11 protein-coding genes and 1 pseudogene are annotated in these 12,233 nt (G+C 67.8%); 8 read left to right on the top strand and 4 right to left on the bottom strand.

The features are described from left to right. Positions 1 to 30 precede the first annotated feature (30 nt). Positions 31 to 1,962: an N-acetylmuramoyl-L-alanine amidase gene (locus QSK17_RS30600; protein WP_285708999.1), complete on the top strand. Its 1,932-nt coding sequence runs from the start codon at positions 31 to 33 to the stop codon at positions 1,960 to 1,962. 257 nt (positions 1,963 to 2,219) lie between these two features. On the opposite strand, the gene QSK17_RS30595 is transcribed toward QSK17_RS30600, so the two are convergent. Next, entirely contained in the window at positions 2,220 to 3,065 is an 846-nt protein-coding gene (locus QSK17_RS30595) for a class I SAM-dependent methyltransferase (protein ID WP_285708998.1), read from the bottom strand. A 480-nt stretch (positions 3,066 to 3,545) separates the two neighbouring features. On the opposite strand from QSK17_RS30595, the gene QSK17_RS30590 reads away from it, so the two are divergent. Continuing rightward, on the top strand, positions 3,546 to 5,102 hold the full coding sequence (locus QSK17_RS30590) for a hypothetical protein (RefSeq protein ID WP_285708997.1): 1,557 nt from the start codon (positions 3,546 to 3,548) through the stop codon (positions 5,100 to 5,102). A 586-nt stretch (positions 5,103 to 5,688) separates the two neighbouring features. On the opposite strand, the pseudogene QSK17_RS30585 reads toward QSK17_RS30590, so the two are convergent. After that, positions 5,689 to 5,787, bottom strand: a pseudogene (locus tag QSK17_RS30585) (transposase); the annotation flags it as partial. 93 nt (positions 5,788 to 5,880) lie between these two features. Between QSK17_RS30585 and QSK17_RS30580 the strand changes: the two are divergent. From QSK17_RS30580 to QSK17_RS30570, 4 genes are all read left to right on the top strand, one after another. Further along, the gene (locus tag QSK17_RS30580; protein WP_285708996.1) at positions 5,881 to 7,032 is read left to right on the top strand and encodes an RNA-guided endonuclease InsQ/TnpB family protein; all 1,152 of its coding nucleotides are present in this window, start codon (positions 5,881 to 5,883) and stop codon (positions 7,030 to 7,032) included. A gap of 71 nt (positions 7,033 to 7,103) precedes the next feature. Continuing rightward, on the top strand, positions 7,104 to 7,340 hold the full coding sequence (locus QSK17_RS36305; RefSeq protein WP_352231868.1) for a response regulator: 237 nt from the start codon (positions 7,104 to 7,106) through the stop codon (positions 7,338 to 7,340). Positions 7,341 to 7,423: 83 nt separating this feature from the next. Further along, entirely contained in the window at positions 7,424 to 7,708 is a 285-nt protein-coding gene (locus QSK17_RS36300; RefSeq protein WP_352231867.1) for a response regulator transcription factor, read from the top strand. Positions 7,709 to 7,723: 15 nt separating this feature from the next. Then, positions 7,724 to 7,939, top strand: a complete 216-nt coding sequence (locus QSK17_RS30570; RefSeq protein ID WP_285708995.1) for a hypothetical protein — start codon at positions 7,724 to 7,726, stop codon at positions 7,937 to 7,939. 61 nt (positions 7,940 to 8,000) lie between these two features. Here QSK17_RS30570 and QSK17_RS30565 read toward each other — a convergent pair whose 3' ends face one another. Next, the gene (locus QSK17_RS30565) at positions 8,001 to 9,380 is read right to left on the bottom strand and encodes a molybdopterin-dependent oxidoreductase (protein ID WP_285708994.1); all 1,380 of its coding nucleotides are present in this window, start codon (positions 9,378 to 9,380) and stop codon (positions 8,001 to 8,003) included. Positions 9,381 to 9,425: 45 nt separating this feature from the next. Between QSK17_RS30565 and QSK17_RS30560 the strand changes: the two genes are divergently transcribed. Next, a complete protein-coding gene (locus QSK17_RS30560) occupies positions 9,426 to 10,196 on the top strand; it encodes an aldo/keto reductase (protein WP_352231866.1) in 771 nt (256 codons plus the stop codon). Positions 10,197 to 10,495: 299 nt separating this feature from the next. Continuing rightward, the gene (locus QSK17_RS30555; RefSeq protein WP_285708992.1) at positions 10,496 to 11,422 is read left to right on the top strand and encodes a hypothetical protein; all 927 of its coding nucleotides are present in this window, start codon (positions 10,496 to 10,498) and stop codon (positions 11,420 to 11,422) included. Between the two features lie 157 nt (positions 11,423 to 11,579). On the opposite strand, the gene QSK17_RS30550 is transcribed toward QSK17_RS30555, so the two are convergent. Then, complete coding sequence (locus QSK17_RS30550; protein ID WP_285708990.1) at positions 11,580 to 11,906, bottom strand: hypothetical protein; 327 nt, start codon at positions 11,904 to 11,906, stop codon at positions 11,580 to 11,582. Positions 11,907 to 12,233 lie beyond the last annotated feature (327 nt).

The raw sequence follows: 12,233 nt of genomic DNA, 5'->3' as shown, positions 1-12,233 counted from the left end.
TGCACCGGATCCCCCAGCCGAGGAGCGTTCGTGCGACGATCGTCCCCCCTCCGCCTGGCGGCCGCGGCCATCGTGGCCGTCGGCGGCCTCTCCCTCCCCCAACCCGCCTCGGCGGCCCAGGCCGCTCCCGGCGAACGGCAGGCCGCCTTCGCCGAGGCCGCCAAGGCCTACAACGTGCCCGCGAGCGTCCTGCTCGGCGTGTCCTACCTGGAGTCACGCTGGGACGCCAACGCGGGCCTGCCGAGCAACTCCGCGGGCTACGGCCCGATGCACCTCACCGACGCCGCCGTGCTGACGACCGAGAACCACCACGTCGACGGTGTCGAGGACCCCCGCGGCGACGACAGCCGCCCCCTTCCGGCCCCCGAGGAGATCCCGGCGCCCGCCGAGATCCCCGTGTCGCTCAGGACGCTGGAGAAGGCGGCCGAGCTCACCGGCGCGAGCCGCGATGAGCTGCGCGCCGACCCGGCCGCGAACATCCGCGGCGGCGCGGCCCTGCTGGCCGACTACCAGAAGCAGCTCGGCGCGCCGCTCAGCGACGACCCGGGCCAGTGGTACGGCGCGGTGGCCCGCTACTCGGGCGCCACCGAGGCCGACGCCGCGAAGTTCTTCGCCGACGAGGTCTACGCCACAATCGAGACCGGCGCCGAGCGGGTCACCGACGACGGCCAGAAGGTCGCGCTGAAGGCGGCGCCCGGTCTGCGGAAGATGGACAGCTGGCTGGACAAGCTCGGCCTGCGCCGGCCCGTCCGCGACGGCGTCGAGTGCCCGCCCACGATCTCGTGCGAGTGGATCCCCGCGCCCTACCAGGCCCTGCCGAACGGGAGCTACGGCAACCACGACCTGTCGAACCGGCCGGTCAACCAGCAGATCGAGTACATCGTCATCCACGACATGGAGGGCTACTTCGGCCCCTCCGTGAACCTGGTGCAGAACCCCGAGCGCGCCGCGAGCTGGCACTACTCACTGCGTTCCGTCGACGGGCACATCGCCCAGCACGTCAAGACCAAGGACGTCGCCTGGCAGGCGGGCAACTGGTACGTCAACGCCAAGTCGATCGGCCTGGAGCACGAGGGCTTCCTGCGCACGGGCGGCGCCTGGTACACCGAGGCGATGTACCGTACCTCGGCCAAGCTGGTGCGCTACCTGGCCAAGCGCTACGGCGTCCCGCTCGACCGGGCGCACATCATCGGTCACGACAACGTGCCCGGCACGATCGCGTCCACCGTGCGGGGCATGCACGAGGACCCGGGCCCCTTCTGGGACTGGGCGCACTACTTCCAGCTTCTCGGCCACCCGCTGCACGGCACCGGCGGCCCGACCACCGAGTCGGTGATGATCCTTCCCGACTACGACAAGAACCAGCCGTACTACTACGGCTGCGACAAGGATGACCCCGAGGCCGCCTGCCTGCCGCACGGCTCCGCATCGATCTGGCTGCGCACCGAGCCGCGTGAGGACGCCCCGCTGGTCAAGGACATCGGCAAGCACCCGACCGGCGACTCGCTCTACAGCGTCTACGACCACAGCGCCCGCGCCGTCACCGGCCAGCGCTACGCCGTGGCCGACCGTCAGGGCGACTGGACGGCGATCTGGTACCTCGGCCAGAAGGCGTGGTTCCACAACCCCGCCTCCCAGCCCACCGCGGTGCCCTCCAAGGGCCTGGTGGTGACGCCCAAGCCGGGCCTGGCGAGCGTCCCGGTGTACGGCAGGGCGTATCCGGAGGCGGAGGCCTACCCGGCGGACGTGCCGTACCAGGCGATCTCCCCGCTGCAGTACACCTTCCCCGCGGGTCAGCGCTACACCGTCGGCCTGACCGCGGTGGGTGAGTACTACCAGGCGGTGACGTTGGACCCGTCCCGGCACACGGTGGTCCGCGGGAACCTGAAGTACTACCAGATCCAGTTCGGCCACCGCGTGATGTTCGTCAAGGCCGACGACGTCGTGGTGTCCGCCACCTGACGGCCACCGTCGGATCCGCGGTCTCCGCCACCTGACGGAGCGCCGGAGAACCAGCCGGGGAGCCGGGGCATCCGCCCCGGCTCCCTCTTGTCTCGTGTGCCGTCTCGTAACTTCGGCGGCGGCGTGGGTTACGGGTTCCTCAGCACAGACGAGCTGGAGGGCCGCTTCCTTTGGCAGTGCTGAATCCCGAACCGGACGCCATCCCCCTGACGGCGCGGAACCCACCGCGATCCTGGTGGGCCGCCGCCACGTTGCCGTCACCGCCCACCATGCGGTTTGCGCCAGGTCATGATCTCGCTCGGTGGAAGATGCTCGGCGAAGAGACTGTCCGGTGAGGCTTGCCGCAGCACCGCCCGCAGGTCCCGTTCGAAGTCTTCCAGCCGGTCGCCGAACAGATGAGGGGCGGAGTACGAGTGGGAGAACACCCACGCCACGATGTCGTCCGCGGTGCGGTTGACTACCTGCCCGGCCGGCACCACATGTCGTTCGAAGTTCTCGAACCCGGCGCGTGCCAGAACGAGGTCCTCCCGGTTCGGCGTGCCATTCACGAGCGTTCCCTGCCCAGCACGGCGTACCGGGCCCAGGTACCGTTGCACCAGCTCGCGGATCTGCGCGTCCGGTGGAGCGGGATGCGGCAGCGGTGTCGGTTCGGCGGGCGGGTTCTTGAGGTCGCTCATATGGACGAACGCGCCTCCCGGTTCCAGCATCTCCAGCACGGTCGCGGCGACACGATCCCGGTCCGTCCAGTGGAACGACTGGGCGAACAGTACGACCCGGAACTCACCCAGACCGGCCGGCAGGTCCTCAGCGCGGGCAGCCCCCCAATGCGCATTGGTCACTCCGCGACGCTCGGCCTGTCGCTCGGCCTCGGCCAGCATGTCTTCGTCCGGGTCAATGCCGACCACCTCAGTGAAGAACCGAGCCAGGGCGAGCGTCACGGTGCCCGGACCGCAGCCGACGTCGAGGAATCGGCCCCGGCCGTCCAGGTTGAGGGTCTTGGCCAGTGTTTCGGCGAAGCCCGAAGCGTACGGCAGCCGGCCGCGCTCGTAGTAGGCTGCGCTTCCCCGGAATAGCGAGCTGTCCCACTGCCATCCGTCAGGCATATCAGTCTCATTCCATGAGTTGGCGAGGTCTCCGGCAGAGCCGGGTCCGCCGACGTTCGGCGGGTCATCCTAAGGCTCTCGAGTCGGCTGAAACGCGCAGATTTCGCCTCCCCCCGCGAAGCCTGCAGGGCACAGCGCGCGCAGCACCGTCGCGGCAACCGGGCCGGCGCGGCCAGCAACGCCCGATCGGCCCAATCCGGCTCCGGACGGGCGACCTGACGCCGCAACACCGCCACCCCATTCCGCAACACCTGAACGGTTGCTCGCCGAATCAGCCACTCCTGGGGCGGTACACCATGTGCCGCAGGCGGCGCGCATCGGGTCCCGGACTGCCAGCTCGTCGCGCCCGCTTGCCCGTCGTACGTGCCGTACGCCAAGGGGAACGAGATCGCCGGAGGCCAGTCGTCGCTCGCCGGTACATTTTGATCTTTTGCGGATAGGGTGCCTCTGGTCTGTTGGGCAGTGAGGAGTCGGCTTCACATGTGGCGGTCACGCGGGTTCCGGCTCTGGGCGGTCGCGACCGTGATGACGCTGCTGCCCCTGGCGCTGTGGGTACTCCCCGACTCGGTGCTGGCCTTCAGTTTCGGGCTGGTCAACCCGCCCACCTGTCCGGCCTTCGAGTTCCAGACCGAGATCTACTCGTCGTCGATCGTGACTACGCTCCTGGGGTGGGACTTCGTCGCCGTCCCGCTCGCCTTCGCGTTCTGGCTGGTCACTCGCGGAGGACGGCCGAGCCGTGTCGCGGCCCGCGCCATCGCGGCGTACGTACTGCTCCCGGCCCTTCTCGAACCGGCGCTCATCGCGTACGACCTCTTCACGGTCGGCTCCGCATGCTGGGAGACCTGGCAGCCGACGGCAGGCTGGGACCTCGGCATGGGCGCCTATCAGATGACCTGCGCGATCTTCATCCTGCTCGCCGTACGGCCCGCCGGCCCCGCCTCTCCGCGCCGGATCCGGCTGCGCCGTACGGCAGGGGCCGTCGTGGTGTGCTGCCTCCTGCTCGGCCTGATCGGGGTGGACCAGGGACCGGACCACCGCTTCACCGGGGCTGATGTCGCGGCGCGATCCATTGGCTTCGACAGCGGCTATTACATGGGGGAACTCGATGCGGACCTGTCCTGGGACTCCGCCTTGCCAGGGGACGGAGACGGGTACACAGAAGAGGCGAACTGCGGTCCCTGGACCGTTATCCACCGCTCCTACGGCGACACCGCGCCTGGGAACCGCGAGCTCGCCTTCCTCTGCCTCGCCAGGGACGTCGGCGGCTACGCCTCGCGGCTCGTGACGCTCCCCGACCGGGAACTGCTCATGTTCGGCCGGGCCCTCTGCGGCGTGGCCGGACGGCCCTCCACCGAGCCCCGCGTCCGCACGCTGCTTGACCAGGTCGGCGCCGACTACGGCTGGAGTTACGCGCTCATGAGGGCGCTGGTCTTCCTCTGCCCCGACGCGGTCGCGCGTACGTGGCCGGACCTGGTGCTCTCAGAAGCCGAGTCGCAGCGGAAGGAAGAGCTGTATCAGGCGAAGATGACCTCGCACTGCGCGGACCCGGCGCGGCGGCTGCGGGCCGTGCGGCAGGCGACCACCGCCCTGTTCGTCGGCGAGGGCGGCGGCTACTTCATCGAGGACGGTGACAGCGAGGGTGAGGACGAGGCGTCCCGCCCCCTGAACAAGGCGTTCGACGCGATCCTCTGGGACCTGTCCGCCCACAGGGCCTCGGTCGCCACGGCGGTGGAGAACTATCACGTCTGCCTGACGGTCAAGGTGCTGCGCCATGCTCCCCGCGTACGGCTGAAGGGCTGGGACACGGTCGTCGAGACCGGAGTCGACACCCCGTCCGGCAGGCTCGGGCTCACGTCGTGGGAGACAGGTGAGCCTCTGCCCAACCTCGCCGCCTCCGGCCCCGGCCGTTACCGCATCCGTATCTATGTGCGCAACCAGGAGGAAGCCGCGACGTACGCGTCCAAGCTGCCGGTCGAGGAACATCTGGTCCTCGTCTATCCCGGCAGGTCGAGCAGGACCGTCTTCCTCCGGAAGTGAGCAGGGCACCTGGGAAACCTGCCGAAATTGGTCAGGTGACGATCTACACCGACGAGGACGGCACGGTTTTCGCGATACCTGCCGCTCGGCGGGGCCGTCTATGTGGTCGGCGACGACGTCTCACCGTTCTCGTTCCAGCGTTCCTACGCCATGGACAACAGCCGCGCGGCTGGTTTCGGCTTCGCCTTATCACGCATCACCGACTGGCTGCCGTCCGTCACTCAGCCCTCGGTGACATCTCCCGCAGCGCGCTGGACTCCGAAGGCTCGTCCGGGTGGACTCCGTTCCACGCGATCGTCCACGAGCGCGGCGCGCGTAGTTCTTCGTGCTCGGGCCCTGTTCATCGCTGTCGTGCGGCACCGGGGTGGGCAAGGACCTCGTGGTGGGTCCGCATCGCTTGTGCGCCAAGAAGGCCCGAACCACGGGCCACTTACCAATATCAGCGATCTTCTCCTGAGATATTTTCGGACCGTATTAAGACATATGACGTCTGACACCGATCGCGTGGATTGGTTCAGCGGTATTTAGCGAGGAACCCCGGGCGTTCACGCCCGGGAGGAATCGCATCCCTCGCCTCGCCCGGACGCTAGTCCGGGCGCTTCTGGTTCTCGATGTGCTCCTTGATGATCGACATCGGGGCGCCGCCGCAGGACGCCGCGAAGTACGACGGTGACCAGAAATGGCCGCCTCACAGGTACCTGTGGACATGAGCGGGAAACCCCTTGCGCAGTTTTGGTTTTCATCACGGCGACATGAACCAGCCGATAATGTGTTCGATGTGAAGCTGGTGGTGCAGGTGAGGCTCTGGCCGACGCCCGAGCAGGCGGAGGCGCTGGAGGCGACCTTGCGTGCCTGCAACGATGCCGCGAACTTCGCCTCGGCGACGGCGTTCACGACCGGGGACCGGCGTGAGTACGCGTTGCGCAAGCACACCTATCGCGAGGTGAAAGCGCGCGGGTTGGGGGCGCAGGCCGCCCAGCATGTGATCAAGAAGGTCGCCGACGCCTACACCACACTGAAGGCCAACATCCGGGCCGGGAACCTGGGACCGGAAGGCTCCCGGCGCCGCGCGCGGGCCGAGAGTAAACCGATCGTCTTCCGCGCCGATGCCGCGCAGCCGTTCGATGACCGCTGCCTGTCCTGGCAGATCGACGCGCGCATGGTGTCGATCTGGACCACGGCCGGCCGGTTGAAGAATGTCGCGTTCGTCGGGTCGGCCGACCAGCTCAAGATGCTCGCCTTGTACCGGAAGGGCGAGTCCGACCTGGTCTGCCGGGATGGCAGGTGGTTTCTGTACGCGACCTGTGAGATCCCTGATGTTCCGGTCACCGAACCGGACGGGTTCATAGGGGTGGATCTGGGCATTGCCAACATTGCCACCACCAGTGACGGCGCCCGCCACTGCGGTAAGGGCCTGAACGCGGTGCGCCACCGCAATCGGGAGCTGCGCCGCCGGTTGCAGGCCAAGGCCACCGCCTCCGCCAAACGGCTGCTGAAGAAGCGTCGCCGCAAGGAGGCGCGGTTCGCCGCCGATACCAATCACCGCATTGCCAAACGCATCGTGACCGAGGCAGAACGCACCGGACGCGGGATCGCTCTGGAAGATCTGGGTGGGATCCGTGACCGGGTACGGCTCCGCAAGCCCCAGCGGGTCATGTTGCACTCGTGGAGTTTCCACCAGTTGGGGAGCTTCATCGTCTACAAGGCGGCCCGGCACGGGGTCGGCGTGATCCATGTGGATCCGGCCTACACCTCCCAGACCTGCTCGGCCTGCGGGCATGTGGACAAGGCCAACCGGCCCGACCAGGCAACCTTCTCCTGTACGTCGTGCGGCTTCGCTGAGCACGCCGACGTCAACGCAGCCCGCAACATCGCCTCGCGCGGTGTCGCGGGTTGGGCAGTGAGTCACGCTGCCGACGACGCGGCCTGACCCGTACCCGCCAGGTACGGCGAGGAGCTGCAAGCTTGGCCCTTCAGGGCCGAGAAGCTGACGAGGGGTCTGTGATCCGGATTCTGGTGGCGGAAGACATGCGCATCCTGCGTGACACGCTGGTCGCCGTGTTGAAGCTGGAGGACGACCTTGACGTGGTGGCGGCCACCGAGTCGGGGGTCGACATCGTGTCAACCGCGCTCGCGTACCGGCCGGACGTGGCAGTGATCTCTGTTGATCTTCCCAGTGCGGCGGGCTCGTCGTGGCGGCCGAACTGCACGAGCGTCTGCCGGAGTGTCGCACGCTGATACTGGCGGGATCGGGCAGACCGGGAGACCTGCGCCGCGCTCTGTCCGCGCGAGTTTCGGGGTTCATTGCCAAAGATGCCCCGGTGAAAGAACTGATCGACGCCGTGCGCACGGTGGCCGCCGGTGGCCGGGCGGTCGATCCGCACCTGGCACTGGCGGCTCTGGACGTGGCGGAGAACCCGCTGTCCCGTCGCGAGGCCGAGGTCCTCAAGCAGTTCGGCACAGGCAGCGACGCCGCGGAGATCGCCGCCGGGCTGTGCCTGTCGTATGGCACCGTGCGCAACTATCTGGCCTCGGCCGTCACCAAGCTGGACGCGCGCAACAGGGTGGATGCCGTCCGCATAGCCACCGATGCCGGCTGGCTGTGAAGAGGGATGTGCAGGTTGTCGTACGTCGGAACCGCCACCCGCACCATCGCGACCCTGGAGGTGAAGGGCAGCAAGCCGGTGACCGACGACAAGTCCTACAAGTACTACGCGGGCCCGGTGAAGGCGTCCGCCTCGGGCAAGTGCGTCAGGTACAGCGGCCTCATCTACGACACCCGGGTCCAGGGTGAGATCGCCCAGGGCGGCCGCACTACCTTCGGCAACTGCGGCTGAGACTGACGAAGGGGCGTCGGGAGCCCGCTCCCGGCGCCTCGGCGGGGTCAGTCCCCCGAGGTCAGGGCATGTCTGTGGGCGGAACGACGATCAGGTCCAGCGGGTAGTGCCCGTTGTAGCCCAGCCCGTGTTGGTTCCACACGACATCCTCCGGGCGGGGCTGGACGTTGCCGGCCTTGTCCTTCGCGCGTGACATCACGCGGTACTGGCCGGGCTTGACCCCTGGCCAGGGCACCTCGAAACGCACCCACATGAAGGGTTCAGGCGTGCTCAGCAGCCTCGCCGTACGCCAGGGCATCTCCGTGACCCATCGCCCGGGCGCGGCGAGTTTCTCCACGGACACATCGACGCGCTCGATCGCCCCGGCCCCGGACCAGGCCCGCCCGCGCAGCGTGATGTCACCAGGAGCGAGTGTGACCTCCGGGTTGTGCTCGATGGCGCTGCGGACGGGGCCGACGCTCAGGATGGCCGGCTTGGCATAGGCAGGACCGACAAGCACATGCCTTGTCTGGAGTCCTGTCGGCGGAATGCGGTGCTTCGACACCTCGATCTCACCGAGCCACTTCACGTAGGTGACGGCGGCCCACCCCGACAGCAGCAGGCGGAACGGGTACCCGTGGTCGACCGGCAGGTCCCGCCCATTCATGCCGTACACCAGCAGGGTGTCGTCTTTGAGCACCTTGTCGGCGGGGGCGACCTGCGAGTAGTGGATCCTCCCGCCGGGGAAGCTTCGGTTGACGATGACGTCCAGGCCGGTGAACTTCACGTCCATCGGCGATTCGGCCCCGGCCGCCGCCAGCACGTCCTTGGCCCGCACACCCGTCCACTCGGCGGCTCCCACCGCGCCGAAGTGCCACTGGGTGAAGCCGACCGGAAGCCAGCGATTGTCGGCTCCGCCGGGCGGCAGCTTGGGGAAGAAAGCTGCGCAGTTGGCGCCGCAGTCGATCGTGCGCTTCAGCGACACGGACGGCATCGCCAGCAATTCGTCGTAGGTGAACGACCGGGGGCGAGTGAGCGCGTCGCCGGTGAGCTTCAGCCGCCATGTCCGGCGATCGATTCGTGGTGGGCGGGCTCTGTTGTGGATGTACATCCGATCATTGGGGATTAACTCGCCGTAGCCAGCGGGCTGACCGTCGAGGACCGCCCGCCCGACCGGGCCCCACTTCATCTCCTCCGAGCCGTTCTCACGGTGGACGAAGTACCAGGACGGCGTCGCCTGAACGACGAAGTTCGTCACGTCGGCCGCCGCCTCCGCTGTCGTGCCCGCAATTGCGGGCGCTTGCTCGGGCAGGAGCGGCACCACGGCGCCCGCCGCCGAGTACGCAAGGAACCGCCGCCGCGAGTACTCCGCCTCCGGCGGGATCTCCTGGCGGCGATCGTCGAACTCGCTGGGATCTGGCCGGTGCGTCATCGTGAGAGCCCCCACTGTCGAGTGCAGCATCGGGGGGATGGCAACGCTTTGTCCGCTATTGTCCTGGATGCCCGAATGCCTGGGCACCCTAACTTCGATTTGGTAGCAAGGCCCCGCCTTCTGGATCGTCAGGGTCCATCCGACAGCACGGCCCGCACGCGAGACTCGCCTCGCACGGACCCGAGTGGAGGGCCCCCAGGACATCCCGCGCTCGCGATGGTCCGGGATGCCAGCCCAGGCTGGTTGCGACAGGGTGTGGAGGCCAGTCTGGAGGCGCTCGGCGCCGACCACGTCGACCTGTACCAGGTGCACTGGCCCGATCCGAATACGCCGTTCGCCGAGAGCGCCACCGCGCTGCGGGAGATGGTCGACGAAGGGCTGATCGGACACGTCGGGGTGTCCAACTTCGACGTGGACCAGTTGCGCGAGTTCCCCGGCGTGGAGGCGATCCAGCCGCCCTACCACCTGTTCCGCCGCGACGCCGAGACAGACGTCCTACCGTACGCGGCGGAGCACGACCTGGGCGTGCTGGCGTACGGACCGCTGGCGCACGGCCTGCTCGGCGGCGGCTTCGACGAGCACACCACGTTTCCCTCCGACGACTGGCGCTCGCACAGCCCCGACTTCACCGGCCTGGGCTTTGGCCGCAACCTCGCGGTGGTCAACGAACTGCGTGACTTCGCCGAACGGCGCGGCGCGACGATCGGGCAGCTCGCCGTGGCATGGGTGCTGGCCCACCCGGCCGTCCACGTCGCCATCGTCGGCGCCCGCAGCCCCAGGCACCTCGACGAGAGCCTGATGGCCGGCGCGGCCCCCGTGACAGGGCCCGCCCCAGAAGGCATGTGATGGCCACCAGCCAATGCCTCCTGCGTGATCAGGGATGTTTGACTCCAAAATAAGAGCGATATCAGTGATATTTCGACTTATCGGCGACCTTTGGAGAACTGGCCCGCGAAGTGCCCTACGCCGGTCAACAAACGAAAAACAAAACAGCAAGATCTGCTAATCTCCGTTTGGCTTCCCGTCGAAAGGGAGAGGCAAAGCGACATCCGGAGCTATTCTCAAGCGGTTTTCAAGGTTGAGTATTTTCTACCGATTCGAGAATCGTTACGCCGGGACTCGAGACCTTTCCAAGGAGAACCAAGTTGCTCAAGTCCAGCAAGCTGGCCAGAGTACTCGTGATCAGCACTGTGGTGGCGGGAGGTGCCGTGGCCGTGAGTGGCATCGCCACCCCCGCGTCCGCGGACGGCGTCCCCATCCCTGCGGTCAGCGGCCACCATGGTGGATTCACCGGCCCTTCGGGCAACAGCAGGAACAGGAACCGGAACCATAACCGGAACAGGAACCGGAACAGGAACCGGAACCACGAGCACCAGCGAGGGCATCAGCACGAGCACCAGGGGCAGAACCAGAAGGTGCGGAACATCGTCGTGACGGTGCACAGGCCGCGGGTCCAGACGCAGCCGGTCCGGCCGACACTGCCCCTGCCCTCCGTGCCGCCCACGCGGCCCACGCGGCCCACGCCGTCCACGCCGTCCACGCCGCCAGCGACAACGGCGACACCGACACCGGCGGCACCGACACCGACACCGACACCGGCGGCACCGACGCCGACGCCGACGTCTCAAATCCCACCGGCCACCACGGTCACCCCTGATCCCACGGTCACCCCGGTAGTCACCACCGATACGGGCACCACGGACAATACGGATACCGTCACCACGGAAACCGTCACCACCGAAACCACTACGGAAACCACTGCGGAAACCGTCACCACGGATGTCCAGGCGGCTACCGCGACATGCGCTTGCTGGCTCGGCCTCGCCGGGTTTTCCATCGCGGCGAACTCGGGGCTTTCCGTCGCAGCGACCGCGGGGCTTTCCGGCGGCGCTTCCCTCGACGCGAACGTGAACACCGCCTGGGTGTACGCACCTCTCGTTGATGAAGGCCCTGCGGCCGTCGCTGCCGCGGCAGACGTCAGTGCCAACCTCGGGACGCTTCTCACGGCAGATGTCAGCACCAGTCTTGGACTGGGTCTCGGAACGAACGTCTGCGTCACCCTCTGCCTCTGACCCTCGGTCCGTATGTGGCGGCCGTCCGCTCAGTCGGTACGGCCGCCACATACCGGCTCTTGGAATGCGTCCGGACCGCGGACGGTGCGGTTCTGCTGGCTCGATGCGAGAGGTGAAGAGGCGACTCAGGGCGCCTTAGGCGTCCATACCGCCTGCTTCAACGCCCGGTCAGGATCGTGCCCGCGGGTGCGGTCACGGGTGCGCGCGAATCGGACACTGGTCCCACGGGCCCGGGTCGGACCAGGACCGTTTCCGTCGCGAGCAAATGGCCTGTGGCGGTGTCCACGACGAGGTGCCGTTCCGTTACGGAGCCGCCCGGTGCTCCGTCGGGCAGGGCGACTGCTTCTCCCCGTCGGCCGAGCGGATCGGTCACACTGCCGAGGCTGCGGATGCCGGGCACCTGGGCGAGCAGCCCGCGCTGCGGGTGCTCCTCGGCGGTGGCCTGGCCATGCTCGTCACAGCTGGGGTCGGCCAGCTCACTCATGTATCCGGACTATGACGTCTGCACATCCTGTCCCGGTGGATCCCAGAAGCCCGCGCCGCCGGGGCGTTCAACAGCTGCCGCTGACGGACATCTCCCGGGGCTTACCCGTGGCGCGCCAGATCGACAACGTTGAGGATGGCCATCGTGACGGCTTCAGGATGGCTGTCGTGCATGTAGTGGGCTGCGTCAGGCACCACAATTGTCAACGGCCAAGTGCGTGTCGCCGCTGGTGGCCAAGTCGATGTCCCCGTGTCGTCTTAGTTGACTACTTCTTGGTGAGGCGTCCTGGGCCTCGGGTGCGGGCTTGTCGCATGCGGAAGGACTCGC

It is taken from the genome of Microtetraspora sp. NBRC 16547, from assembly GCF_030268965.1.
Taxonomy (GTDB): Bacteria; Actinomycetota; Actinomycetes; order Streptosporangiales; family Streptosporangiaceae; genus Microtetraspora.
Note: the sequence above shows the minus strand (reverse complement) of the source record. Positions and strands in the feature narration are given on the sequence as shown.

Coding starts and splice junctions, on each gene's coding strand:
- QSK17_RS30595 (WP_285708998.1), bottom strand. CDS start 3,065: ATGCCTGACGGATGGCAGTGGGACAGCTCGCTATTCCGGGGAAGCGCA.
- QSK17_RS30590 (WP_285708997.1), top strand. CDS start 3,546: ATGTGGCGGTCACGCGGGTTCCGGCTCTGGGCGGTCGCGACCGTGATG.
- QSK17_RS30565 (WP_285708994.1), bottom strand. CDS start 9,380: ATGCTGCACTCGACAGTGGGGGCTCTCACGATGACGCACCGGCCAGAT.
- QSK17_RS30560 (WP_352231866.1), top strand. CDS start 9,426: ATGCCTGGGCACCCTAACTTCGATTTGGTAGCAAGGCCCCGCCTTCTG.
- QSK17_RS30550 (WP_285708990.1), bottom strand. CDS start 11,906: ATGAGTGAGCTGGCCGACCCCAGCTGTGACGAGCATGGCCAGGCCACC.